The 24,212-nt window shown below is 66.3% G+C and carries 32 protein-coding genes; 11 read left to right on the top strand and 21 right to left on the bottom strand.

From position 1 onward, the window contains the following. Positions 1 to 77 precede the first annotated feature (77 nt). The 7 genes from OG303_RS50615 to OG303_RS50585 all read right to left on the bottom strand — a co-directional run bounded on the left by OG303_RS50615 (position 78) and on the right by OG303_RS50585 (position 2,750). Positions 78 to 269 carry a DUF5999 family protein gene (locus OG303_RS50615; RefSeq protein ID WP_331724038.1) on the bottom strand — a complete coding sequence of 64 codons (192 nt, stop codon included), beginning with the start codon at positions 267 to 269 and terminating at the stop codon, positions 78 to 80. 201 nt (positions 270 to 470) lie between these two features. Next, positions 471 to 680, bottom strand: coding sequence for a hypothetical protein (locus OG303_RS50610; RefSeq protein WP_331724007.1), 210 nt, complete (start codon positions 678 to 680; stop codon positions 471 to 473). Then, positions 680 to 1,066 (bottom strand): hypothetical protein, encoded by a 387-nt coding sequence (locus OG303_RS50605; protein WP_405877975.1) that lies wholly within the window; start codon positions 1,064 to 1,066, stop codon positions 680 to 682. The genes OG303_RS50610 and OG303_RS50605 overlap by 1 nt, the downstream gene beginning before the upstream one ends. 156 nt (positions 1,067 to 1,222) lie before the next feature. Next, positions 1,223 to 1,501 (bottom strand): hypothetical protein, encoded by a 279-nt coding sequence (locus tag OG303_RS50600; RefSeq protein ID WP_331724005.1) that lies wholly within the window; start codon positions 1,499 to 1,501, stop codon positions 1,223 to 1,225. Beyond that, a complete protein-coding gene (locus OG303_RS50595) occupies positions 1,498 to 1,956 on the bottom strand; it encodes a sigma-70 family RNA polymerase sigma factor (protein ID WP_331724004.1) in 459 nt (152 codons plus the stop codon). The genes OG303_RS50600 and OG303_RS50595 overlap by 4 nt, the downstream gene beginning before the upstream one ends. 182 nt (positions 1,957 to 2,138) lie before the next feature. After that, positions 2,139 to 2,417, bottom strand: coding sequence for a hypothetical protein (locus OG303_RS50590; protein ID WP_331724003.1), 279 nt, complete (start codon positions 2,415 to 2,417; stop codon positions 2,139 to 2,141). A 114-nt stretch (positions 2,418 to 2,531) separates the two neighbouring features. Further along, positions 2,532 to 2,750, bottom strand: coding sequence for a hypothetical protein (locus tag OG303_RS50585; RefSeq protein WP_331724002.1), 219 nt, complete (start codon positions 2,748 to 2,750; stop codon positions 2,532 to 2,534). Positions 2,751 to 3,359: 609 nt separating this feature from the next. Between OG303_RS50585 and OG303_RS50580 the strand changes: the two genes are divergently transcribed. Further along, complete coding sequence (locus OG303_RS50580) at positions 3,360 to 3,698, top strand: GntR family transcriptional regulator (RefSeq protein ID WP_405877972.1); 339 nt, start codon at positions 3,360 to 3,362, stop codon at positions 3,696 to 3,698. Between the two features lie 50 nt (positions 3,699 to 3,748). On the opposite strand, the gene OG303_RS50575 is transcribed toward OG303_RS50580, so the two are convergent. Continuing rightward, the gene (locus tag OG303_RS50575) at positions 3,749 to 3,946 is read right to left on the bottom strand and encodes a hypothetical protein (protein WP_405877970.1); all 198 of its coding nucleotides are present in this window, start codon (positions 3,944 to 3,946) and stop codon (positions 3,749 to 3,751) included. A 253-nt stretch (positions 3,947 to 4,199) separates the two neighbouring features. On the opposite strand from OG303_RS50575, the gene OG303_RS50570 reads away from it, so the two are divergent. From OG303_RS50570 to OG303_RS50545, 6 genes are all read left to right on the top strand, one after another. Next, positions 4,200 to 5,900 carry a helix-turn-helix transcriptional regulator gene (locus OG303_RS50570; RefSeq protein WP_331723999.1) on the top strand — a complete coding sequence of 567 codons (1,701 nt, stop codon included), beginning with the start codon at positions 4,200 to 4,202 and terminating at the stop codon, positions 5,898 to 5,900. A 40-nt stretch (positions 5,901 to 5,940) separates the two neighbouring features. Further along, the gene (locus tag OG303_RS50565) at positions 5,941 to 6,921 is read left to right on the top strand and encodes an asparaginase (RefSeq protein ID WP_331723998.1); all 981 of its coding nucleotides are present in this window, start codon (positions 5,941 to 5,943) and stop codon (positions 6,919 to 6,921) included. 29 nt (positions 6,922 to 6,950) lie between these two features. Continuing rightward, entirely contained in the window at positions 6,951 to 7,412 is a 462-nt protein-coding gene (locus OG303_RS50560; RefSeq protein ID WP_331723997.1) for a PCC domain-containing protein, read from the top strand. 155 nt (positions 7,413 to 7,567) lie between these two features. Continuing rightward, positions 7,568 to 7,846 (top strand): helix-turn-helix domain-containing protein, encoded by a 279-nt coding sequence (locus tag OG303_RS50555; RefSeq protein ID WP_405877967.1) that lies wholly within the window; start codon positions 7,568 to 7,570, stop codon positions 7,844 to 7,846. A 270-nt stretch (positions 7,847 to 8,116) separates the two neighbouring features. Then, positions 8,117 to 9,754 (top strand): hypothetical protein, encoded by a 1,638-nt coding sequence (locus OG303_RS50550; RefSeq protein ID WP_331723995.1) that lies wholly within the window; start codon positions 8,117 to 8,119, stop codon positions 9,752 to 9,754. 119 nt (positions 9,755 to 9,873) lie between these two features. Then, complete coding sequence (locus OG303_RS50545) at positions 9,874 to 10,446, top strand: transcriptional regulator (protein WP_331723994.1); 573 nt, start codon at positions 9,874 to 9,876, stop codon at positions 10,444 to 10,446. 200 nt (positions 10,447 to 10,646) lie between these two features. On the opposite strand, the gene OG303_RS50540 is transcribed toward OG303_RS50545, so the two are convergent. From OG303_RS50540 to OG303_RS50525, 4 genes are all read right to left on the bottom strand, one after another. Continuing rightward, entirely contained in the window at positions 10,647 to 11,051 is a 405-nt protein-coding gene (locus OG303_RS50540; RefSeq protein WP_331723993.1) for a hypothetical protein, read from the bottom strand. A gap of 472 nt (positions 11,052 to 11,523) precedes the next feature. Further along, positions 11,524 to 11,823, bottom strand: a complete 300-nt coding sequence (locus OG303_RS50535) for a hypothetical protein (protein ID WP_331723992.1) — start codon at positions 11,821 to 11,823, stop codon at positions 11,524 to 11,526. 508 nt (positions 11,824 to 12,331) lie between these two features. Beyond that, positions 12,332 to 12,805, bottom strand: coding sequence for a hypothetical protein (locus OG303_RS50530; RefSeq protein WP_405877964.1), 474 nt, complete (start codon positions 12,803 to 12,805; stop codon positions 12,332 to 12,334). 502 nt (positions 12,806 to 13,307) lie between these two features. Continuing rightward, positions 13,308 to 13,586: a hypothetical protein gene (locus tag OG303_RS50525; RefSeq protein ID WP_405877962.1), complete on the bottom strand. Its 279-nt coding sequence runs from the start codon at positions 13,584 to 13,586 to the stop codon at positions 13,308 to 13,310. A gap of 588 nt (positions 13,587 to 14,174) precedes the next feature. Between OG303_RS50525 and OG303_RS50520 the strand changes: the two genes are divergently transcribed. Continuing rightward, positions 14,175 to 14,468, top strand: coding sequence for a hypothetical protein (locus OG303_RS50520; RefSeq protein WP_331723988.1), 294 nt, complete (start codon positions 14,175 to 14,177; stop codon positions 14,466 to 14,468). Between the two features lie 145 nt (positions 14,469 to 14,613). Here the strand turns inward: OG303_RS50520 and OG303_RS50515 are convergent, their stop codons facing one another. From OG303_RS50515 to OG303_RS50475, 9 genes are all read right to left on the bottom strand, one after another. Beyond that, positions 14,614 to 15,270, bottom strand: coding sequence for a hypothetical protein (locus OG303_RS50515; protein WP_405877960.1), 657 nt, complete (start codon positions 15,268 to 15,270; stop codon positions 14,614 to 14,616). A gap of 25 nt (positions 15,271 to 15,295) precedes the next feature. After that, positions 15,296 to 15,868: a hypothetical protein gene (locus OG303_RS50510; RefSeq protein WP_405877958.1), complete on the bottom strand. Its 573-nt coding sequence runs from the start codon at positions 15,866 to 15,868 to the stop codon at positions 15,296 to 15,298. Between the two features lie 529 nt (positions 15,869 to 16,397). Then, entirely contained in the window at positions 16,398 to 16,697 is a 300-nt protein-coding gene (locus tag OG303_RS50505; RefSeq protein WP_331723985.1) for a hypothetical protein, read from the bottom strand. A gap of 209 nt (positions 16,698 to 16,906) precedes the next feature. Next, a complete protein-coding gene (locus OG303_RS50500; protein WP_331723984.1) occupies positions 16,907 to 17,071 on the bottom strand; it encodes a hypothetical protein in 165 nt (54 codons plus the stop codon). A gap of 325 nt (positions 17,072 to 17,396) precedes the next feature. Further along, positions 17,397 to 18,665 (bottom strand): helix-turn-helix domain-containing protein, encoded by a 1,269-nt coding sequence (locus OG303_RS50495; RefSeq protein ID WP_331723983.1) that lies wholly within the window; start codon positions 18,663 to 18,665, stop codon positions 17,397 to 17,399. Between the two features lie 319 nt (positions 18,666 to 18,984). Next, entirely contained in the window at positions 18,985 to 19,107 is a 123-nt protein-coding gene (locus OG303_RS50490; RefSeq protein ID WP_331723982.1) for a hypothetical protein, read from the bottom strand. Positions 19,108 to 19,728: 621 nt separating this feature from the next. Next, the gene (locus OG303_RS50485; RefSeq protein WP_331723981.1) at positions 19,729 to 19,941 is read right to left on the bottom strand and encodes a hypothetical protein; all 213 of its coding nucleotides are present in this window, start codon (positions 19,939 to 19,941) and stop codon (positions 19,729 to 19,731) included. Positions 19,942 to 19,961: 20 nt separating this feature from the next. Continuing rightward, the gene (locus tag OG303_RS50480; RefSeq protein ID WP_331723980.1) at positions 19,962 to 20,927 is read right to left on the bottom strand and encodes a hypothetical protein; all 966 of its coding nucleotides are present in this window, start codon (positions 20,925 to 20,927) and stop codon (positions 19,962 to 19,964) included. 2 nt (positions 20,928 to 20,929) lie between these two features. Further along, positions 20,930 to 21,439: a hypothetical protein gene (locus OG303_RS50475; RefSeq protein WP_331723979.1), complete on the bottom strand. Its 510-nt coding sequence runs from the start codon at positions 21,437 to 21,439 to the stop codon at positions 20,930 to 20,932. Positions 21,440 to 21,664: 225 nt separating this feature from the next. Here OG303_RS50475 and OG303_RS50470 point away from each other — a divergent pair, with 225 nt between their 5' ends. The 3 genes from OG303_RS50470 to OG303_RS50460 are packed head-to-tail and all read left to right on the top strand — an operon-like array spanning position 21,665 to position 23,631. Continuing rightward, positions 21,665 to 21,898, top strand: coding sequence for a hypothetical protein (locus tag OG303_RS50470; RefSeq protein WP_331723978.1), 234 nt, complete (start codon positions 21,665 to 21,667; stop codon positions 21,896 to 21,898). After that, entirely contained in the window at positions 21,898 to 22,170 is a 273-nt protein-coding gene (locus tag OG303_RS50465) for a hypothetical protein (protein ID WP_331723977.1), read from the top strand. Before OG303_RS50470 ends, OG303_RS50465 begins: the two co-directional genes overlap by 1 nt. 57 nt (positions 22,171 to 22,227) lie before the next feature. Further along, the gene (locus OG303_RS50460; RefSeq protein ID WP_331723976.1) at positions 22,228 to 23,631 is read left to right on the top strand and encodes a HEPN domain-containing protein; all 1,404 of its coding nucleotides are present in this window, start codon (positions 22,228 to 22,230) and stop codon (positions 23,629 to 23,631) included. Positions 23,632 to 24,212 lie beyond the last annotated feature (581 nt).

Here is a 24,212-nt window from a genome sequence, read left to right as displayed (position 1 = left end):
GGACTGTCCGGCCGCCCGCCATCGCCCGCATCGGCCGCCGTGATGGGCGGGTAGGTGCGGGCGGTGACGGGCGGCCGTCAGGCGATGGCCGCGAGGGGACGGTGCGGAGCGACGACCCGGCCGTCGGGCAGCAGCTCGCCCGTGTCGTCGAAGAGCAGGGCACCGTTGCACAGCAGGCTCCATCCCTGATCGGGGTGGGCGGCCACCACGCGGGCGGCCTCCCGATCAGGGCTGTCGGACGTCGGGCACGCCGGGGTGTGCAGGCACAGGGAGCGCGGCTGGCGGCGGGTCGGGTCGGCGCTGGCCGGCGGGGTCGGTGTGCGCATCGAAACCTCCAGGAGGGCGGGCGAGGGGTGCGCGGCTGCGCGGCTCCCCTGGACCGCGCCCGGACCGGCCGCCGCACGGGGCGGGGTCGGGCCGGGCGGGTCAGGCAGCCGACAGAGGTGGCGGTGTCGGGCTGGGGCGGGGGCTCAGTAGTCCGTGTCGTGGTTGCTCTCGGCACGGTTGGGGTGGTGCGGGTGCAGGTCGGTGACGCGGTGGCCTGCCTCCCAGGCCGCGGTCGCCGCGATCGCGGCGGCGGCGAGCAGGATGCGGGCGAGGGGATGGCGGGGGCCGACCGCGGCGGCGGCCCGGGCGGCGCGGTGCTGCGCTGCCCGGGCCGCGTGTATGAAGTGCGGCATCAGTTCCCGAGGTTCTGGCACGCGCCGCAGGTCCAGGCGGTGGCCTGGCCGGGCTGTACCGCGGTGACTCCGAACCATCCGCCGCACACCTGGCACTGCATTCCGGTTCCCGCCGTGGCGGGTGCGGGGGCAGCGGAGGCGGGCGGGCAGTTGCTCGGGTCGCAGGTCCAGCGTCCGCACAGCGGGCAGGCGTCGTCGGCCATCACCGGCCGGTGCAGGGTCAGGACCGGCTGCCGCTCGTAGCCGGGCAGCATCTCTTGCAGCGTGCGCGGGACGCGCCGGTGGGCGGGGATCGCCGCGTCCTGCACACGGACGACGTCCAGGAGGTGCCGTCCGAGACGGCGGTGGGCGTCCTGGTCTGCCGTGGCGGGACGGGGGCGTGTCATGCTGTCGATCACAGGGACTCCTCAACCAGTTCCTGTACTGGCGGCCCCGGAAGGTCAGAGCTCCGGGGTCGCCGCCTTTTGACTGGCCGGACGGCCAGCCACGGCCCGTCTCCCATCCGCACAACTGGTGGGCAGGAGAGGGACCGTGGCGGATCGTCAGGCGGCCGGGGCGTAGGCCGGCGTGCCCTGGCGCAGCAGGTAGTCGGATGTCGTCCATGCCGATCCGACTGCGTGCGGCTGTCCGTCGGGGCGCAGGGTGTCGCGGACGATGACCGCCCACCGCGCACCGGTACGGCGCAGCAGCTGCGCGGCCTCGCGCGGGTCGGTGACAAGCACCAGGACCTCGAAGCGCCCGTCGACGTTCTGGTAGATCGCGCCGGGGCGGCGGGGGCCGATCTCCTCAGCGATGCCGGGCAGGGTGACGGTGGGCATCATGCTGCGGCTCCGATGAGGCGGGCGAGGTGAGCGAGGGCGGTGTCGTCGGTGTAGTCGACGGCTTCCTCGCGCCGGACACGGGCGAGGCGGTAGTGGTCGACCGCGCGGCGGCGGGCGCGCATCGCGAGGAAGCCGGCCGGAGAGCGCAGTTCGTTGCCGCGTAGTAGGTGCTGCCAGGTGTCGAGCCACGCCTCTTGGGCGATGTCGTCGGCCAGGCCGCGGTCGCCGGGGCGCAGTGCGCGGGCCGCGACTGCGGTGACCATCGGCGCGTGCTTGCGGTACAGCGTGTCGAGCAGCTGCCGGGCGGCGGTGTCGCCGGGGCGGGCGGCAGAGTGCTGCGGGTGCGGCCGGGGGCCGGACGGCGTGGGCCGGTCGGGCGTCCGCTCATGCGGGACGGGCCGCTGCGGTAACGCGGTTCGGGCGACGGCCACCGGGGCGTCAGCCATGATGGTCATGTGGGTTTCCCTTTCAGTGGAAGGGCTCGCCCGCGACACCACGAACCCCCAGGGGCGCAATCCCTGGGGGTTCGTCATGTGCGGCGGGCAGTGCGTCCTGCGCACTCCGCCGGCCACCGGCCCCGCAGTTGAAGCGGGGTCGGTCGACGGCGGGCAGCGCAGGCTGCGGTGGGCAAGACGGGTCAGAGCGTGTACTCGTAGACGGCGCCCAGGTCGACGTCCTTGTGCGTCTCAGGCTTCGTGACCAGCAGGACGATCCTCATCGGCTGACCAGTGCGGTCCGTCGTGCTGTACTCCTGCTCGCTCAGCGTCTCGCCCATCTCTCGGGAGAGGTCCAACTGGCTGTCCGCGTCCTCGGACGTCATCTGGTCCCAAGGCGTCCGCGGCTCTCCGGCTGGCGTCCAGTTCAGGTCCCAGTCGATGTCATAGACGGAGACGGCGGGCGAGGACTGTGTACTCATGGCTACTCCTGCCGGTCAGCGGTCGGAAAAAAGGTGCGTCCTGCGCACTCCGCCGTCGGCTGAACCCGCAGTTGAAGCGGGGCCAGTCGACGGCGGGCAGCGCAGTCTGCAAGGTCAGACCTGCGCGATCTCGATCACGCCCCGCAGGCTGCTGCCGTGCAGCGCGACGACGTCGCCCACCGGGGTGCGGGTGTAAACGACCGGTTCGAATCCAGCGAGGGTGTTCGCGCCGATCAGGCGCTGCGCCTCTTCCAAACTCAGGCCGGCCGTCACGTAGCTGGTGTCGGGAGTCCAGCCGAAGTACCGGTGCGAAATCAGAGCGTCTCGGGTCATGCCGTCTCCTGACGTGAGAGGGAAGGGGAGTGCGTCCTGCGCACTCCGCCGGCCACCGGGCCCACGGCTAGGCGGGCGCGGTCGACGGCGGGCAGCGCAGGGCTGCAACGGGTTGCGCGACACCCGCGAGGCGGGTGCCGGATCTCGGGAGACGCGGACCGCTACCGCCGGGAGATCCGTCCGGGCGGGTCTGCGGTGAAGGTGTGCCGCGTCGTTCTTTAGCGTCGTGGGGGTGCCGGCCCTCCGGGCTCTCCGCAGTAACAAGCGTCCGGGCCGTCTTACCGGCCCGAACCGTCAGCCGAAGCCGACGCCTGACGGGTCATTGCACGTGCCGACTGCCACCACCAGGGGTGATAGCGCCTCACGACGGGTCTCCACTCACCTCAGCCGGTGTGGTCACGGCTGTCGTAGCTGTGGTGGATCACTCTGTGGAGTTCTCAAACAACGAGCGCTTCCTTGGGCCTTGACCCCTCACTCGGAGGGAGACTTCCGGGCACCAACCTTGCTGACTTACTTAACTTAACTGATACAGTGCACTACCTCAGCAGACTGTGTCAACTAAGTTGGGGAAGCTGTCTAAATCAATGAGGGAGTCTTACGATGTGGCTCATGACCGCCGAGGACCTGCAGCCTTATCAGCGCATCGTGCAAGACGTGAAGGACCAGGTCAGGCTTGGCCGACTGAAGGGCAACGACAAGCTGCCCAGCACCCGAGAACTCGCAGACCACTACGGCGTCGCTCCGGGTACGGTGCAGCGCGCGCTCGCGGAGCTCCGCGCAGAGGGCGTCGTTTACTCCCACCAGGGGCGCGGATCCTTCATTCGCGAGTCGGCCGTCGATGCCGTCGACGATCCAACTTCCCGGGCGGTCAAAAGACTTGAGGAGAAAGTGGCTGACCTGACCGAGCGACTGGAGCGACTTGAAGCCGACGGCGACAAGCGAAGCTGACCAGGTGTCAGAAATTTGGGTGAACATGATTCCGTCAGGCACAGCGCTCATTAGTGCCGCCTATTGGAGGGCGCCAGGAAGGCCTTCACGATCAGCCCGGTTGCGCTGGTGCTGGCCACGGTGGTGACGATGTCGCGGATGACTACGAGCAGCACCGATACGACCAGGCCGACGGCCAGGACTGCGGCGACGGGTATGACCACGGCGCCGGGTCGGCCGCGCGGCCGGGAACCTGCAATGGGTCTCATGCAGGGGCAGACGTGTGTCGAGACCGGCCCTGTGAGCATGAAGTCGACCTTCCGACCATGCGCGTCGGCCACGCTGTGCGCCGTGTTGTGGACATGCCGAAGCTGGGCCATCTCGCCCTCCTGGAGAAGAGGTTGGGGTTTCCGACTGGAGGAGCCGGTAGTCCAGGTGTAGGCGTGATCTTCGGTGACTTCTACGGTTGGCGTGTATCCGTCGGCCGGATACACAGACTTGGATACATGGAGGGGGCTCGAAGTGGGGCAGCAGCCGAATGCGCTGACGCCGGATCAGTCGCCCCAGCACCGTCTTGGTTACGTAATCCGGGAGCTGCGCGAGGCGCGCGGTCTTTCCATGCGGGAGTTGGCCGCCAAGACGTTCGTTTCGCACTCCAAGGTGCAGCGATGGGAGAACGGCGACCGCCCGCCGAAGGACCAGGGTGAGGTAGAGCTCATCGACCGGGCGCTTGGCGCTGGCGGGTTCCTGATTGAGATGTGGCAGGAGATCAGCCGGGGTGTCTCTGAGCCCGGCCATGTATCCGATGGGGCCTCCCATGTATCCGATACATCGCTGGACCTGGCCACAGCCCTGTCCGAGGCGGCAGCGTCGGACGGCGAGGGGATCTTTGTCCCTCGACGTCTAGACGATGGAACGGTGGTGCTCGTGGCACTCGATCGACGCGCGCTCCTGCGCGCCGGTGCGGGGTTCGGTGCAGCAGCGGTGGCTGGCTTTCCCATGCCGGCGTCCGCGGCGGTCGCGGACGATCCATTCGGCTTCGCCAGAAGCGCGACCGAGAGCTGGTCCGGGCTTCGACTGTCTCGCCCGGCCCCCGAGTTCGGTGTCGACTGGCACGCTCTCCTTCCGGGAGGCCGCTCCATGCTCGGCTCCCAGCTCTCGCTCCAGGTACACCCTGCGCGCATCGAGGGGGGTCGGGTGATCGTGTCTGTGCCTGACCAGCGGCGCGCGGAAGAGTTCCTGGCCCGGCCCCATCGCGGTCTACTGGTCGGGGCAGTCGACACCGGTGGTACCACGAGGTTCTACGCCCTGGACGGCCGCGCGGCCCGCGCAAAGCTCGCAAGGAACGGCGGCGTGTGCGAAGTCGCCGCCCCCACTGCCTACGAGCTTGACGATCTCACCTACGGCATTCTGTGGGCCGTCAGCAACTACGACGACGCGCTCCAGGCCGATGACCAGGCTCTTTCCGAGACACGCAGCGATCTTCGGGCGTACGAGCGGCTGTCTGCCTCTGCGGTCAGCCGGGAAGCGGCGCCCGGGCTGAACACTGTCGCCCACATGTGGCTGGGCTCGGACTTCTGCGCTCGCCACATCCTGCGTGCGCTGCCGGATCTGCCGACGCTGCCCGCGTTCTGGACTCGGGAGCAGCGCGGCGAGGAGGCCAGCGCCTGGCTGATCTTCGATCACAAGTTTCCGTACCTGCGGGAGACCACCAAGGCGCTCGGCAGTACCAGTACCCGGGCGTTCTGCATCCCGGAGGACGTCGCGCGTTCCTCCCCGCGGTATGAACGGATCCTGTTGTTCCTGGCCGTGGCGCTGATGGAATCGTTGGGGATCCACGCCCAGTTCACGACCGATCCCGCGTACGAAGCCGTCGAAGGCTTCGTGGTCGCTCCCGACAAGGAGGCGGTGATCGCCAACTGGGTCCGCGGGGACGGGATGTGGCATGTCGACGTCACCGCCCGGTCCTCGGTCGTCCGGGAGTTCACGATCGCGGCGCGCGACGTCGACGCGGACTCACTCACGGCGGCGCCCACGCCCGCCGGACGGCTCCGTGCGCTCGCCCAGTACCTCGAGCTGCCGTGGTCCTGGCTGATCGAACGGTGCGGCCAGCTTGCCCGGCACGGGTCGTCCGGGCTGATCCAGTCCCGCAGCCGGCTCGTCTCAGCGGCCGGCATCGATGCCGCGTGCGCGTACGTGGGATCTCTCCCAGCCGACCGCTGACCCACCCCACAACCCGTATGTTCACGAAGGGGAAAGAGACATGGCTGACAATGCCCGGAACGTCGCGGTGCTCTCGCTTGGCGGCACCATCGCGATGACCACGCAGACGGACGGCGGCGCGACGCCGACGCTGTCGGCCGACGACCTCATCGCGGCCGTACCGGGTCTTGCCGACACAGGCATCCACGTGGAGGTTCACGACTTCCGCCGACTTCCCGGCGCCTCACTGGCCTTCTCCGACCTACTCGAGCTCGCCGTCAAGGTCGAGACGCTCGCCGTCGATGGCGTGGTCATCACCCAGGGGACGGACACGATCGAGGAGACCGCGTATCTGCTGGACCTCGTCACCACCGGAGACACGCCGATCGTGGTGACCGGAGCCATGCGTAACGCCTCCATGGCAGGGGCGGATGGTCCCGCGAACGTGCTGGCCGCCATCCGCGTCGCGGCCAGCACCGAGGTACGGGGCACGGGGTGTGTGGTGGTGTTCGCCGAGGAGATCCACGCTGCCCGCTGGGTCCGCAAGACCCACGCCACCAGCCCCACGGCCTTCACCTCGTACCCGGGGCCGATCGGCTACGTCGCGGAGGACCGTGTACGGATAACGGCACGCCCCACCCCCTCCCTGGCGCTCGATCCGCGGGCTGCCGCCTCGCCCGCGCGCACCGCGATCTATACGGTCGGCCTCGGAGACGACGGGACGCTCCTGCAAGCCCTGGGCGACCACGTCGACGGCCTGGTGGTCGCAGCATTCGGAGCCGGCCATGTCCCGATGGCATGCGTTGACGCACTCAGTGATCTCGCCAAGCGCATGCCCGTCGTCCTCGCCACGCGCACCGGATCGGGACCCGTGCTCCGGCAGACCTATGGCTTCCCCGGCTCCGAATCCGACCTGCTCGGGCGCGGGCTGATCTCCGGCAGCACGCTGGATCCGATCAAGGCTCGCATCCTGCTGCAGCTGCTCCTGATGACCGCCGCCGAAAAGGACCAGATCACCCAGGCCTTCAGCACCGTCTCGTAACCGTCCCCAACAGCCCCCGGGAACCCATCGTGCGCAGCTACGAACTGACCACCGGTCGGACCTTCGCCGTGAATTTCGACCACGGCGACGACTTCTTTCCCACCCTTGCCGAGTTCTGCCGCCACAACGGCGTCCGGCACGGCTACGTCCCGATGTTCATCGCCGGCTTCGCTGAGGCGGAGATCGTCGGTGCGTGCGAGAAGCTCGAGGACCCCGAGGCCCCGGTCTGGAGCAAGGTCCACTTGACCGGCGTGGAGGCGATGGGTTGTGGAACGCTCGCCTACGACGCAGAGACGGACTCGGTCTTGCCGCACATCCACACGTCGCTGGGGGAGAAGGCCCGATCGGCCACCGGCCACACGAGCCATCTACTCAGTGCTCGCGTCCAGTTCCTTGTCGAGATGCTCGTGGTCGAGGTCACCGCGCCTGTGATGACGCGCCCGAAGAATCCCGACCTCTACGACGTCCCGCTGCTGACCTTCGAAAGCTGAGAGCTGGCCTTAGCAACCGAAGGTCGCGCGGCCGGACTGGACTTGGATGCGCGATTCCCGCCCTTGCCGGGGCTTTTGCGTGACACACCGCCAACTTCACTGTTGCAGGTGGAGAGTTATGTATAGTTCTGGATCACGTGAGGAGAGGGGGAGCAGTGTCTGAACTACTTGATGCAGTCGACGCTCTACTCGCGCGGCCGGACACCATGCCGCCGCCGGAGGTTCGCGCACGTCTTCGCAAGGCCGACGGGCTGACCCAGGAGGAAGTCGCCGAAGTCTTCGGCGTCACCCGGGTCGCGTTCCACCGTTGGGAGACCGGGATGGCGAAGCCGCGCCGACGCCATCTGGAGGCCTACGTCCGCCTGCTCCAGGGCTGGGCGGAGAAGCATCCCCAAGCATCACTGAGCCCAGAACTGACTCGAGAGGCAGGCTGAGGAGACTGATGCTCGCCCGATCGCCGTAAATGCGAAGCGGCCCCTGTCGCCACAACAGGAGCCGCTTCCAAGTCCGACTCATCCGAGCTAGCCACTCTGAGTCGTGATCCGGTGAGGTGACCTCGCCGGGGTGATGCCCGTGGACCGTAGGTCCGCGTGGTCACCTATACCCAGGATATGCGCAACACTTCGCGCAACGCCACTATCCCGGGCTCCTCCTAGGTCACACGCACTGGACACGGCTCCCCTACCTGGGGAGATGACCCACCCTTGCACGGCCGGAAAGATCATTCCGCCGGGCCCGATCCGTTCGGGTACGACGAAGGCTCCGACACCAGTCAGCGTGCGGAGCTCCTAGGCCCTGACAACGATGAGGGCTTCTACACCAGCCAGCTGCACGACTGGGTGCCGCTGTGCCCGCAGCTTCGGGACAGCGCGGTGCGCATGTACTGGATCATGCGCGCGCTGGTGATCGAGAAGCGTGGCCCAGTGCGGAAGCTGACGTTGCTGCAGCTGTGCTATCTGCTGCCGTCGAAGCAGATGAAGGCCGGGGAGCCGGCGAATCCGTCCAGTCTGGCGCGGGTGCGGTCATTGCTGTCGGAGCTGTCCGGCGTCGGGCTGATCTGCACTCCGGAGGGCGCTCCGATCAAGACGTCGAGCCGTGCGGGAGCGAGTGCCGCGCCGCTGCGGATCCGTATCAACGACCGGCCCAAGCCCGGGTATGCCGGGCCCCGCAACGCCTTCGCCCTGCTGGATGAGGTGCGGCGTCCGGCCGCCGAGGCTGCCGAGCAGGCCGTCCGCAAGGAGCGGCAGCGGGCTGCCCGCAAGCGGGCGGAGCGGACTGAAGTAGTGGGCCAGAAATCTAGCCCGCTCGATGAGGCGGGCCAGATTTCTGGCCCACGGGGCCAGATTTCTAGCCCACGGGGCCAGATTTCTAGCCCGCATTCGGGGTCTGACCTGCAGAATCCCGAACCCCCGTTCAGACCTTCCGTTAAGACTCTCCGTTCAGAGGGTGGGGCCCCCGTCCGTCCGTCCGTGCGGGTAGTGGATGCACCGGTGAGTGACACGGACGGACGGACGGACGCGGCCGGCACAACAGGGGATGAGACGACTGGCGCCGCTGAGGCCCGTGAAGCCAAGCAGCAGCAAGGGGGCTTGAGGTCGAGCCGTCAGCGAGAGACGACCCCGGGCATGGAGGTGCTGCTGCGGGTCGGGCGCGTGCGGCCGGAGCTTGCTCTGGCGGGGCGGGTGCTGACCGATCAGGCGCGGAAGCTGGACGGTGTGATCGCGCAGTCGGAGGCCGCGGGTGAGCCCTGGCAGATCAGTGAGCTGGCGGCCGTGCTGGGTGCGCCACTGGACGGCCCGATCAGGCGGAGTCCGGGCGGAGTGATCTCCGCCCGCATCAACAGCCTGCCGCCCACGGCCCGTACGGCCCTGCTGCCCGGGCAGGCCTCCGGCGAGCATGCCGCTACGCCATGGCAGGGCCCGTCGTCGGCTCCGGCCTTTGATCGCACGGTTGAGGAGTCCGTACGCCGCCGGGTGCGCGGTGAGTGCCCTGAGTGCGGCGGTGACTCGCCCAGCGGGAGCCTGTGTGGGTCGTGCCGGGGCTGGCCCGCCTGCGAAGGGGGCTGCGGCCGCCGTCTGGAGCAGGGCCGTACCTGTGAGGCCTGCGAGATGACTGCCCATCATGCGGTGGTCGAGGCCGCCGGGAGCGAGGACGGCACCTGCCCCGGACACGGCGGTAAGCCGTGCGGACGACCCGTGCAGACCCTCGGGCTGTGCGCACGCTGCCGGATCCAGGCCGAACAGGACCGCGCCCGGCGCGACACCGACTGGCACGCCCAGGTCGCGGAAGTCTCCGCAATGACCGCGGAGACAGAAGCCGAGGTGGCCCGTGCCCTGTCCTGACCCCACGCGCGCCCCCAGTGCCCGCTACAGCGCCGGTTCCCGACTGCGCGTCAAATCCCCCACGGGGGCCGGAGTTCGGCCCTCACGGGCCCGTACAGAGATCCACAAGAGGAGGCGAGATGCCTGAGCGGAACATCGAGTTCGGCAAGTACGGCGCCCGCGGCATCAAGGGCCACGAAGCCGTCGCCCGCCAACTGGACGCCCTCGCCGGCTACATCGCCACCCCCGTCACCGCCCGCCGCGGCCTGCAAGCGCGCCTGCACTACCTCACCCGCACCGACCACGCCCGCGCCGCAGCCCGGGCCGCCGGCCTGACCGTCACCGACCGCACCCTGCGCGCCTGGCTCGACGGCACCCGCACGCCATCGAGGAAGAACCTCGAACGCATCGAGCAGGCCTACCGCACCGTGCGCCGCGAGAACGTCGCCCGCTACCTGCTGGCCCGCCTCAACCGCGACGGCCGCGGCACCCGCGTGGAGATCCACCCGCTCAACCAGTCACAGGTCGACCGGCCCCGCCAGCGGGCGGTGGAATTCCGCACGATGAACGTCCGCCGGTGGGACCGCATCGTCGCCGCGTGGGCGGCCGGCGACGACCAGGAATTCGACGACGCATGGATCGACCAGGTCACCGACCTCGGCTCGCAGTGGGGCCAGTACGAGTACGTCACCAACGTCGGCTTCGCCGCATGACCGTGCCCCGTTTACAGGTGGCTCATCACCCCACAAGGCACCCCGAAAGCCGGCGGCCGTGAACTGGACGGGCGGACCTGGGACCAGATGCCGCAGCCGTGTAGCTGTGAGGAATGTCCGACAGCCCGCGCCCCATGGCCAGGGGGCGCGGGCTGTCGGACACCAGCGGTGTCGTGGCGACGAAGCCGGGGTCTAGTGGGTCAGGGATCGATGCCCTGACACTTGAGAACATCGTCGCCTCTCCAGTGCACGAGGCAGACGACGACGTAGTCGGCGCCTCCCGGTACGTCTGCGGAGACGGCGAGGTTGACTTTCGCGGACGCCCCGCAGACGGGGGTGCTGCTGCTTTCACCGATGATGTGCGAGTAGCTGTCGTATGCGGTGGCTCTGGTGTACCGGCAGGAGCTCGGCGTCACGGATTTCTGTTCGCCAACCACACCAACGCTGCGGTTGTAGAAGATCACATCGCCCTTGGTGTAGGTCTGGCCAACCGGGACGTTGTAGCGGTAGGGAATGCCGTCGGCGTGAGCTGCTCCCGGCATGGCAAGGAGCATTCCCGCACTCAGGCTCAGGGTGCCGAGGCAAGCGGCAATCTTGGTGCGCATACGTCTCCCGTAGTGGTGTAGGTGAAACGGGCGGACCCTCCATGAGGACAAGGGACTTGTGTGGTCCTGTGGCTCTCACGGGCGCCCGTCAGTGAGGTTCAGCGGCCGGCACGCTACTCGGACAGGCCGCCACGGCTGGCTGCCAGTCTCACTGTGCGCGAAGCCCCAAGCCAGGCTCGGCGAAGGGGTCCGGCACTTCTCCATACGATCACCGTGAATGGCGGACTGCGTTCCGGACAGGCCCGACAACGGATGCGGTGCCTCCCACTCATTGACATTGATCATGCAGCAGCGTCACGAAGTGACTCCCGAAGTCGCAGACAAACGACTCCCGCTCTCGCGTCCACAGCCAGACCTGGGACCAGATACACCAGATGACACTGCCCGCGGCCGCCTGAACCGATCGTGCCCTCGCGTACCTCGAGATCTAGCTCGCGAAGACCCCGGCGGGTCGTGTGCGCCAGACGGATACTCAGGCTCGGCCTCGGTACGTGGTGCGAAAGATCAACAAGGCCCAGAAGCGGGGAACGGGCTCATAGGGAGGGTCAACGAACGTGGGGAGGGCAGCGCCGTACGTACTCACGCTGTCCAACTGCCATCCCTGCCCCTCGACGCCCTCGATCGCCGCTGCCAGCAGATGCTCAGGCACCTCCTGCGGGGTATAGGGATGATTCACCGGCACACTCACGGAGAACACCCTCGACTGGCTCTTGCGCGCTTGAGCCGTGATCTCGCCCAGCCACTCATCCGCGCTCACCATGTCCGCAGTCATTCCTCCCCCTCCCCCTCGCAGGGGGCCCGATGGCTGCCGGAGCCTTCGCCGGCCCCCAACCGCGTACCTGTCAGATCCGGATCCATCGGAGCGGGGCCCCGTCGTGCACGCCGCTCGTCCCTGCCCGCGTCACCAGGACTCGGCCTGTAGGAACAGCGTGATCACCTCCGCGAAGAACCAGATGGAGAAGGCAAGGCACGCAAGCCACAGCGCCCACAAGACCCAGCGGACCTCTCGGCGTATGCGCATGAGCGGATCCCCCCACCCTGGTCGTCATCTCCGTCGACCCCGAGGCCGGCGAACCGATCCCCGACGACACCAGCGGCCCGCAGCTGCGCCAGTGCACGGACGAAATCGAGCAGGTACGCGTCCTGTACTTCGTCATCGCCCTGCGCACCATGGTCGTCGTCGCCTACATCGAGGTATAGCTGCGCTGTAGCACGAAGTTGGTGCCGCCTTGAGTGCAGCTCGTTCCCACGCTTTGCTGCAGTGTCTCGGGCGTGCTGGGTCAGCGCCGATTGCGGTCGTCAGAGGAGGCGAAGAAGAAGCCGAATGCGGCGCTCGCGAGGGCTATGACTGGCGTGAACATCGAGTTCACTTCCCGGTAGGCCTCGGCGGTGAAGTGGAGCGTGTCGCCGAATATGAGAGCGACTGTGGGGGCGAGGGCGAGCAGCCCCACCAGAATGAGCAGCCCCAGCGCCAGCCATGTCCGGGTTCTGTGCATGCTCTGCTGAGCGTTCCACTCCTTTTGGCCCACGACCGTGTCTCGACGGGGCCTTTGGTCCTCTACGAACTCGCCTCCGGCCTGCTCGGGTTGCGTCTGGTGTGCATCACCAACGGGGTCATTCAGCGGCTGCGGGTCGCTTCCGTCGGGTGCAGCGGGCTGTCCCTGGATGTGATTGCGGAGATGCGTTCCGAGGGTGTGCTCGTCGGTACCCGCTGGAGCCGGCGTTTCGCGTGAGGTGAAGTCTCCTGCGGCCACCGTCAGCGCTCCTTACGGCGGTCGGGCCGCTCGCGAGGGCCGGGGACGACAGGCGCGGCCGACCCAATGGGAGGACAGGGTCTCCAAGGACCCAGCAGGTAGAAGTCATCCCCCTTTTCCGGGAGTTCATCCACCTGCGGCTGCGGGTCGCCTCCGTCAGGTGCAGCAAGCTGTCCCTGGATGTGATTGCGGAGATGCGTTCTGACGATGTGCTCGTCGGTGCCCGCTGGAGCCGGCGCTTCGTCTGAGGTGAGGTCCTCGTTTCCTGCGGCCACCGTCAGCGCTCCTTACGGCGGTCGGGCCGCTCGCGAGGGCCGGGGACGACAGGCGCGGCCGACCCAATGGGAGGACAGGGCCTCCACGGGCCCAACTGGTAGAAGTCATCCCCCTTTTCCGGGAGTTCATCCTCTTCCAGCTCTCCCCGTAACCGGTCCGATGGCTCTGCGTCGCCCAGCGAGTGCTGGGTGGACCTTCTGGGGTGTTCATGCCGATGTGCGCTCACTCATGTGTGATTACACCCGGGAGCCGTATGACCGCAGGCGATCAGTTGAAGTGGGGGGCCGAGTTTCCATATTTCCGTACCGAATGCGGGTTCGCCGCTGTCGGTCAGCACGGTCTCGTTGCTGTTGAACGGTGGCTCGTCGAGGGCCGACCCGATGAACTCCACGAGCTGAGGCTGGCGCTGACGGACCGTCTTCAGCTGCAGCAGGCTTTGCTTGTCCCAGAACGGTGCGATGTAGAGGATCCTCACCTTGCTGCAGAGCAAGATCACACCGTGCACGGGGCGGAGGGGTCCCCGGTACTTCGAACCTTGATCGTCCATGCTCGGCGTCCCCTAACGGGTTTGCCCTGGGGCGAGGGCTGTCCGGGGCGGGGCGCGCGGAGCGCCTCCAGCCATCCTTGACACGTCACGGTACCACACGCAATGTGATCTCTATACACACCTGATGTGTATCCGGCGCGCATAGTGGGCACATGACAGGTAGCAATACTTGACATCAGGTACGCCTTGAAGCAACATGGGGACACACGTTCCGCCCAGCATGCGGAAGGGAGTTCACGTGAGTTACCTGCTCATACCCACTCCTGCGCCATCATGCTGGCCGGTACGAACTGCCATCGCTGACTGGCGTAGGCAAGACAGCCCAGGCGGAAGCGCATCCGCCCTGCGGTGGTTCCTATGCCGGCCGGCGTCAACCGCCAATGCCGTCGGGAGAGGTCCAGGGGGAGTACGGACCTCGCCATAGCGAGGCACGAGGGGGTGCTTCGTCCATGCCACGGCAAAGGCGCCACAACGTGTCCACGATTCGTCGGGCTTGCCTCAGCCAGGCTAGGGGGAGGCAACCCCGATCGTTGTCGTGTCCAAGCCATGCGCGACACCATTGGAAATGGGGAATTTTCCATGCCTTCTGCACGCCGCACGAACGCCGAAACCAATACAAGCACCGACACTGGCACGCTCCAGCGCCTCAGCGTCAACATCAACTCTGAGACCGCAGAAAAGCTCCGGTGGTACAAGGAGCAAAAGCAGACGTCCATCACAGAATCCGTGCGGCGCGCCGTGGCCCTGCTCTACCTCGTTGAGCAGGAGAGCGAGGGCGGGAACGAGATCCTCATCAGGTCCAAGGACGGCAAGTCCGTGCGCCAACTCTGGATGATCTAGCTGCAAGCCGCCCTGTCAACGCGGTGAGGCCCGGCAAGATACCCCCAGTCGTCCACCGTGAAGGACGACTGGGGGTTTGCGTTAGTTGGCGTTCGGATCCCGCCTGTCGGCTTCGTGCGGGAGGCATCGACCGCCCGTCCAGTGGTTAGGGCTCGGTTTGCTCGCCCGTCTCAGCCTGATCAGGGCCGGAGGCGTCGCCGTGTGTGGCTGGAGGGATGACGCCGTGCATCTTTTGAAGGGTGCCTAGAGCTGCAGCGAAGAGCAGATACGTGGCGTCATCGGTCCTACGCTGCAGCCATCCGTAGCGTTCCAGACACCGCTGAGAGGCCTTATTTTCCGGATGGACCAGAGCGGTGAGGAAGACCTCGGCGCGGGGGTCGTGTCGGCTCGTGATGTCAGTGACGGCCGCCCGGAGCAGTGCCTGAGCAGCGTATTCGCCGTTCGAGAGGGTCTGTCCCTGGCGGTCACTGGCGATCGCGTAGAACTCGAGTCGCCGCTCGAAAATCGTAGGCCGCTCTGCCGCACTGGGATGCGGAGTGGAGGTGTGCACTGCTGCTCCGGCCAGATCACTCGCGTCATGCAAGAGCAACAGGCGCTGGTCATGAGACCTGCGCCTGCCATTTGTGTGACTGATCGCCCGCTGCCGGAAATACGCCTGCACTTCGTGCGCCCATGGCGTCACGCAGGGGCGGCGATCCTGCGGGTGTCGGACCGTATCGGCCCGACACCCGGGACAGCAGTCGAATCTTTGCAGCTCTATGCGGTCCGACTTGTCGCCTAATGACCAGTTAACGCCTTCCACCCATGGATTGTATGGGTAGTTGGGGTTACTCCGCCCTCAGCTCGTCGAAGAGCGCAGCGACGAAGCCTTCATCGCCCAGCGGGCGGCCGACCCTGTCGTCTGCACTGCTTTCGACAGCAGCACTGTCTGTGGCGTCTTCCAGGTCTGCGGTGAGAAGTCCTGGCTGCAGTCGAGTGATGATGGCTTCTCCCGTGAACTCGTTCGTAAGCAAGGCGGGATCGCCGATGGACAAGCCGGCAGACTCGAGCATCCCGTAAGGGAGCTCGCGGTCGACTCCGTGCGGTCCCGCTTCGACGAATCGAACCTTCTTCCCGTCCGTGCTCTTCAGGATGCCCGGAATGCGCTCCTCATCCGGAACAGCAGGCAGGAGCGCCAGAGCCTTCTGGGTTTCAACGCAGAGCCAGTCGAGAGCCTTCCAAGCCGCCCGGGAGGGGCCGGCTAGCGGCTCGAGCTCAGCGCGGTCGATCGACAGGCGATTCAGCAACTCCACGAGCTCATCCTCCAATCGTTGGGCGTGGGTGTGGTATGCCCGCGCGGCAGGCATGTCCTTCCGGCGGGTCAGTACGGCAGCGCTGACACTCAAGCGGCTGTAGAGCATGCCAGCACCTGCCAGCCTGCTGTGATTGTGCCTCGTGAACCGGAGCCCTTGCGACAAGACTCCATGGCTGCGCAACGTCTTCAGCGGTGCTTCGCTCACTGGGGAGTCTGGCCGGTAGGCGCGGACGATGTCGCGCCACCCTACGACAGGCCAGGCCTGCACATCATTGGCTCGAATCATCAAGCTCACCCGATCCGTCGAAACAACGTGTCGTGCTGAACAGGTTAAATCTCCTCCTTGACAATGTCAACGAGGAAGTGCTTGGTGCCGAGAAGCCGCCCGTCAATGGGGGTAGCGGCCCTGGCGCGCCCGGCATCATCGCCCCGCCTCGACCGGTGAGGGGTCTTCAACGTGCGCTCCTGCGCCCTCGTGAACCTTCGCCGGCGACAGCGGTTCTCCACGAGGCCGAGCCCGTAGCGGACCGGACCAAGTCGTCTGCCAGGAGGCGGCATTATTCTCCCCAGGGCGCCGCCGTCGACCACGTATCCGGCCGGTCTGCATGGCGATTCAAGTGCTGCCCGACGGATACTCAGGCTTGGGCTCGGTATGTGGTGCGAAAGATCAACAAGGCCCAGAAGCGGGGAACGGGCTCATAGGGAGGGTCAACGAACGTGGGGAGGGCAGCGCCGTACGTACTCACGCTGTCCAACTGCCATCCCTGACCTTCGACGCCCTCGATCGCCGCTGCCAGCAGATGCTCAGGCACCTCTTGCGGGGTGTAGGGATGATTCACCGGCACACTCACGGAGAACACCCTCGACTGGCTCTTGCGCGCTTGAGCCGTGATCTCGCCCAGCCACTCATCCGCGCTCACCATGTCCGCAGTCATTCCTCCCCCTCTCTCTCGCGGCGAGTTGCCCATGCGACCTAAGTGCGCACGTGACGATGCAGTGCCGCCTCCCTGCCTTCTATCCGCAGGCACGACCCCTCACACGAGATGTCCGCGAAGGCAGCCTGGAGGGCGAGTAGTTGCCTGATCCCGTTTGTCGCCCCGTATGGGTCTTCGCTATTCGACACGACATCCGATCGACAAGGCGGTCAGGGTCGGTTGTCGCCTCGCCCGTCGTCTCTGATGATCGCGTAGAGGATGCCTACGACGGTGGCCGAGACGACAATCGCACCTCCAGCAGCCGCGTTGGTGAACGCGGCGTAGCCAACGATTACGGCGATGACCGCCAGAAGGAGCAGGGTCTGGGTGGGCATGTGCGCAGCCACCTCCGGTGGTGTCTGGCCCGTCGCACACGTCTTCCAGGCGTCAACTGCGGCGGGCCTGCCGGTGCCTCGCTCAAGCGAACGCGGCCCAGTGTTTGTATGAGAGGCAGACCTAGTACTTACAGCCACTCCTGCCGCTAAAAAACGCAACACAGCAGCTCAGTAGGGGAGCGCATAGTGCAATTCGCCAATCGGACTGTGGCACGCCCTGTAGGGCGTTCTCGGTGAAGCTGCTGTCTTCGGCCCGCATCAGGCCGGCCTCGGCACGGCGTGCCAGTGCTGTGCAGGCGAAGCTCGCTGTATCCGTCCGGAGCTCTCAGTCCGAGTCGTCGATGAGGGACAGGGACAGGGAGTTCGCTCCGACCGTGAGCTCGTAGGAGGCGCTCAGCCGCAATGTCAGAGGAGTCTTGGAGCCCGTCGCCACGAGGCGCATGGTTTCCATCAGCGGCTGGGGCACCACCACACGCTCGGCGCGGTTGGGCAAGGTGAATGTCTCAGGCCCGGCTGCGGAGCTACGGGCCTTGATGTTGGCGCGGCGAACGGGCCGGCGCACACCGGGGTACAGCGCCGCATACAGGCCGGCGAAAGTGATGACGTGGTTGACGCCAAAGGTGGTGAGTCGGCAGACCGCGACGTCGTCCAGGGTGTACTGCTCGACCATGGAAGTGGGCAGCACCTGGGGGTCCTTGCACAACAGCTTGGTGACCGCCCAGGCGCTGGCGTCGGTCCGCACGGTTGCGTCGACGTTGTAGAGGTCGACCAGTAGCTGCCAGACGTCCGAGGGTTGGGTGCTGCGGTGGAAGCGTTCCAGGCGCTGAGGTATCCGGGCCAGGTCTCTCTCGAAGATCTCGGTCCAGCGGTCCAGCGCGTTCTGCGCGCTGGCTTGGCGGTCGTGGTCGGTGTCGTAGTTCGCGACGACCCGCTCACGCTGTGCGCGCACCTGGCTCTGCCGCAGCTCGCCTAGTTCGTAAGCGAGGACGCGGCGCAGGCGCTGCACCGGGCGGCCGTAGGTGGCGGCCAGTTCGATGAGGTGCGGGTCGTCAGGGGCGGGCCCCTTCCACTGACCGGGCCTGGGAACGTAGTGCTCGGCCATGGCCACGACCAGCTCGCGGGCGCGGGCCCGGCGTCGTCGTACGGCGGGCGTCCGGTCTATGGCGATCTCGACTGCCTGGCGGGGCATGCCCAGGGCGGCGGCGACCTCGTCCACGAAGCGGGGCCGGCGACTGGGCACGATGCCCTCGTTCTCGAACCGCCGGTAGTTCTTGGGGGAGATCCCAAGGCGTTCGACGATGTCTTGGGATCGCAGGCCGGACGCACGCCGGAAGTCTGCCAGCGTCCACGTCTCGCGCCCGTCGGAGTTCGTCAGCTGCGAAGGGTGGATCTTCAGCGCGCGGGCGAGGGCACGGAGACGCGGCGGGTCTGGCACCCGGTGCCCGTTCTCGTAGGCCAAAATCTGTGCCTTCGTCGCTCCGACGGCGCGTGCCAGTTCCTCGGCTGTCATCGACATCGCGCCCGGACGCGCGTAGACGTTCATCCGGTGCGCTCGCAGCTCGGAGGGGCTGAAGTTGGCCAGGCCCCGTGCCATGGGTGTGCTCTTTCCTCGTCGCCGGGACCAGTTTAGAGGTACCATCCGAAGGCCATAGGCGGTTCACATCAAGAGCGTCCCCGGGTGCTTCACCTGGACTGCAGTGTTTTTTAGCGGCAGAACTGGTGGATGCTTTCGCGGAAATGCGCGACGTTGTACGCCGATGGCCGCACGGTTTGGGGACCGCGGTCCACGTGTATCGGTTATGAATGAGGCCCTGCACCTCCACGGTTAGCTACACCGTCGGCGGGGGCACAGGGCCAGCGTCTGGGAGCGAGCTCCCGGAAGGCCCTCTGTTGGCGCAGGGGGCCTTTGACGTCTAGAGGTGGCTTTCGATCAGGTGGCGCAGCCAGACACCGAGTGCCTGGAGTGCCAGCCAACCGATTGCCTTCTTGACGAGCTTCCGGTCGTTCTGCTCCCCGCCCTCCGGCGGGTTCTCCATCCGCAACACCTCCTCTCGGTCGCGGAGCCGATCGGCCCCGATCGGGTCAACCGATCGACGGGTTACGCCGCGAGAGAAGATGTCGAGATGAGCATACCGGGCTGCACTTACAACACCGGTCCGTGAGCGACCAGCCCCGTATCAACTCCGGTTGTAAATCGCACTTTGACGGCTAGTTGATTCTTGTACCGTCTCGACCCTCACTGCCGCGGTCGGACGAACATCTGAACGAACATCCGCTGCTGAGGCGGCGTTTCCCGAGTGGTGACGCTATGTGCGGTTCGGGGGTGAGGAGGGGCTCTACGTCCGCTGACGCAGTCGCGATCACTGTGTGACCCATCGAATATCGACAGTGTGGCATCCGTCACTCCCGGTGCGCCCTCCCCTGCGTAGGGGGCGAGTTCCCCGGGCACCACCTACAACTGCAGGGCTCCTGAACTCCGTTCGCGCTGATCGGCGTACGCCCAGCGCACGTCAGCGCCCCAAGGGGCGCGTGACACTGTCGCGCGCCCCCTGTCGTGGGACGTTATGACGCTCAGCCTGGCGGACCGTTTCGGCGTGCGGGAAGCCGCCGCGCTCGAATCGCGCCGCCGCCCGCCGCGCGGGCATCTGCGTCCACCCTCAGAACAGAGCGTCACGGTCGGGCTCCTGACGCGGCAGCGGGTCGACGTCCTCGCCCCGCCACTTCGCCTCCAGGTGCTTGCGCCAGCCTGCCGGCGGAGGCCAGGGGACGCCCCACTCCGCGAGCTGCTTCTTCGTCCAGCCGCCGGCCGGAGTCTGCGCGGCGGCCACTTCGTCGGGCGAGGGCACGTAGTAGGTCATGAGGATTCCCATCAAGGCAGCGTCCAGGGGTGTCAGTTCCAGTGCCTTAGTTGCCGGGTCAGTTCGTGGAACCAGGGCGTACGGCGCGGCACGTACTCATCGGGTTCCGGCCCGAGCGCGACCACCTGGTCGGTGACGTCGTAGGTGATGCGGTAGGCGAGGACCTGGATGGCGAGGTCCGTCCACTCCTGGGTCTTGGCGGCCGGCGGCACGGGCCCGAGGACGGTCACGAACCACACCGGCAGCAGGGCACGCCCGCGGATCGAATCGGCAAGACGGCCGTGCAGCACGCCGTGCAGCTTCCGTTCCGCACGGGCGCCCTTGTCGATCAGCGAGGCCTTCGCCTGTCGCAGCACGTCATCCTGCGCGAGTTCGGCCTGTGCCTTCTGGGCTCCCGCGGTCAGTCGCTTGGCCCGCTGGTCATGGCTGTCGGCGAGGGTGCGGGACTGGCCGAACTCCGCCCCGGCCTGGGCGTGTGCGGGGATGGTGAGCGGGGTGGTGGCCAGGATCCCGCACGCCTCGATCACCCTGCCGCGGTGGACGTCGCGCTCCTCGAGCGCGTGCTGGTAGACGCGGATCGCGGATTGGTGGGCTTCGCGCTGCGCGTCGCTGAGCAGGCCGGCGCGCACCCGCCGGCCGCGGTCGGCGATCTGGGCGAGCTGGCGCCAGTCCGCACCGATGGTGTCGAAGTCGGCCACGGGGGCGCCCTCGGAGGCTCGGAAGTGGGCTTCGAGGGCCTGGACACGACCGGTCAGCCGTTTCAGCGCCCGGTCCGTGTCGCTGATGTCGGAGCGGACGTCGTCGCCCAGCTCGCCCACTTCGCTCTGAAGGCGGGCGATGTCGTCGCGGATGTCGCGCAGTTCGTAGTCGAGGTCCTCGACCTGCCCCAGCTTCGAGCGCAGCGAGTCGACTTCGCTGTCCAGGTCGGAGACCTCGCTCTCCAAGGACCTGGTGCGGCTGTCGAGCCGGTTGACCTGGGGACCGTAGTGGTCGCTCATGCTCACGCCTTCGCCCCCTTCGCGCTGGTCTCCGTCTCATCCAGCACGGCGCCCCATACGAGCGCCCAACCGATGAGGATGGCGATCAGGAACCACATGCTGATCACGCGCAGGCCGATCGCCACCTTGCGGCGGAACACGTGCCTGCCGGCGTCGACCGTCTGGAAAGCACCGGCCACCGTCGCCGCCAGGTGCGGGACCAGCAGCACGAGCCACCACCCGGAGCGATCCGAGACCAACACGACACCGATGAGCGCGGCCGCGACGACGGACTGCCCGGCCCAGGACCAGCGCACGATCCGCGTACTCAGCCGGCGCGCGGGCTCAGCCAGCCGCGCGGGGAGGGCCTTCTCGAACTCCACCAGCTTGCCGGTGACGTTCACCAGACGGGCATACTCCACCGCGAACTGCTCGTCCCGCGGAGAGTGCTTCAGCACTTCGGCCCGGCGCTCGCCGACCTTCTCCCGCAGCTGCTGGTACTGCTGCCCTAACTCCTGCTCTGCGCCGCCCATGAGCTCCCCCACCCCGCAATATGACGATGACCGTACAAACCCTTCCCAACGACAGCCCTGATCAGTGATCAAAATCGGCCGACCGCGGCCGCAGTCCCCCGGAGGGCAGGCCGTCCCGCACCTGCCGGGTGCACCTGTCGGCTTTTCAATCCAGACTGGTCCCGACGCTTGGTGCCCGGCGATACCGTGGTGAGACACGCCAGTTCATGCGTCTGGGAGTCCTCGATGACTGAACAGCCGGCCCCCGCCGACCACGTCCGGCAGCAGCTGGAGCCCGCGGCCGCCGACGCGATCCGCGCCTACGCGGCCCAGACCCGCGCGAACGCCGACCAGCTCGCCGCGGTCCTGGAGGACATCGCCACCAACGGCCTGCCCGACCCCGAGGGGTGCACACCGTGGGAAGAACTGCGCGAGGTCCACCTCGCCCGGCTCGCCGCGCAGCGCCCGGCCGTCGCCTGATGCCTCCTCACCAAGGCCCCCGCCGCGCCCGGATCGCCTTCTCCGACGCCGCCGCGAAGCAGCTGGAGTCCATCACCAGCGAAGCAGAACTCCACGCCCTGGACCGCACCCTGGTCGTCCTCTCCGTCGACCCCGAGGCCGGCGACCCGATCCCCGGCGACACCACTGGTCCGCAGCTGCGCCAGTACACCGACGAAATCGAGCAGGTCCGCATCCTGTACTTCGTCACGGCCCTGCGCACCGTGGTCGTCGTCGCCTACATCGAGGTCTAGCCCACGGAAGATCCCGCAAGCCCACACAGCGAACGCCGACGCTGGCACTGGCTTTACGTGGAGGATGAGTACAAAGTCCTCGCGAGCCATCACAATGAGGCCATGAAAGACTTTGAGTTGGAAGGCACCTGGTGGCTACCTGGGAAAGAAGGAGAGCCGCTCCCCGGGACTTTGTCCTTCACCCAAGACGGATCGCAGCTAAAGGTCTATGGGCCACTGCACCCTCTCGAAGAGGCAACCAGTAACGGGCTCCAGCCTATGACGACAAGGACCGTGACAGAACGGGTTGTATATGGCACTACTCGACAGGATCAGCGGGTAACTCTCTTCGAAGTCCACGGGCATTACCTACCTGGAATGCCCAGTTCCGAGGAGACGTACAGACCTGGATTGATTCTCGTTGGGGATCACGCGGCGAGTGAGACCTTCACCGAGGTACAAGTCGAGATCGAACATCTACATGACTGGGCCGCCGTTCCAGATCTGGTGAAATTCAGAGACCGTCAATTCTGCTTCAACGTTACCCAAAAGGAAGCGCTTAGCGCGCAGTCTGGCGACGACGTAATCAAAGTGTTGACGTCACTACTCGGGAACTCCAATGGGATCACAGTAAACTTCAAGCAGCACTCAATGATTTCAGTCGCGACGCCTAGCGGAGGAGAATGGCGTGAAATCTTCGAAGAAAAGGTCAGGCCGCTGCATGACCTGATGATTCTCTCCCTTGGTAGGCCGCTTGCCATGGATGCACTGTATTTGCGTCCAGACGCTCCCGGCGAGGAAAAGGGGGTACTGTGCGATGCTTACCTAGACGTGTTGCGGCCTGTCTCACGGCCAGGTTCTATCTTCTCGTATAGCGCGCCGACGCTCTATACAGCAGCTGATCACGACCTAGGTGAAGTTGTCTCCAATTGGTACTCGAGTTATGCATCAATTCGCCCGATCCTTACCCTGCTTCTTAACCCGTACTACGCCCCCTTCATTTACGGTGAGCATAGATTTGCGTCGATCTTCCAAGCAGTAGAAGCCCTTCATAAAGAATTCTTCGAAGGTCGAGATATGGAGAAAGCGCAACACTCGGCCCGGGTAGAGGGAGTAATTGGCAGGCTCTCAGAGGAGGAGCTTCCCGCAGAGACAATTGATTGGGCGAAGAGGGTGCTTACGGGGAGAAATGACAAGCCCCTATGGCGACAGGCTCAGGAAGTGGTCGAATCTACAGGCCCGCTAGGGGAGCACATTCTTGAAGCGGTACCTAAGATTTCTCGGATGGCGGCTAGTGCGCGAACAGGTGTTTCCCATGGCGGCGCAAACTCGATGAATTCTTCCGATCGTTACTGGCTAGGGGAAGTCCTCCTTTGGGTACTGCGAGCAAAAATCTTGACAGAGATCGGTATTCCTGGGATGTACGAAAAGACTCTGACGAGAGACCGCTACCTCCACGCCATTGATCAAATCCGTTCCTAATTTCCTAAAATGGAATGACTGTTGGCGCATTGCCTGCACCTAGAAGGGCGCTCGACCAAAACGGGACTGAGACAAGCCATGCCCGCCTCCGGGTTCATAGGTCGCGAAGGGGGGTCTCAGGGTCGGAAGAACTGTTTCCCGTTTCATTTTCACTGGCCATTTTGCCGATTTCCTCGTTCTGGCTTTCCTTCCGGTCTCGCCCGGAGAGGTACCTAGCCAACATCCCAGACTCTATCCGGTGAGAAATAGTGACGCATACGCTTGCGTGAAAATGGCCGGATGTGATTGACTGTGTCGCGTTTCCGGGGGTTCGGTAGTCGACTCGGAGTTGAGGACACTGCAGTCGACCCGCTGGATCCCGTACAAGGCAGGGTGACGGGATCTCACCTCACACCCCGTCAATCCCCTCTGTGGCTGCGTCTTTTGAGGCATGCAGGGCGCGGAGCGCACTGGGTGCCGTTGGGCTCGGCGGAGCCGGATTCCCTGCCGGATCACGGAGTGATCCGGTGCCCGGGACGGAGTTCCGGGCCTGTGCCGGCGAGCCGGAATCCGCGCCAGCGGCGGCGCGTCTGTCTGCGGGT

Origin of the sequence: Streptomyces sp. NBC_00005 (genome assembly GCF_045160215.1) — a bacterium.
In the GTDB taxonomy this organism is placed as follows: Bacteria; Actinomycetota; Actinomycetes; order Streptomycetales; family Streptomycetaceae; genus Streptomyces.
Note: the sequence above shows the minus strand (reverse complement) of the source record. Positions and strands in the feature narration are given on the sequence as shown.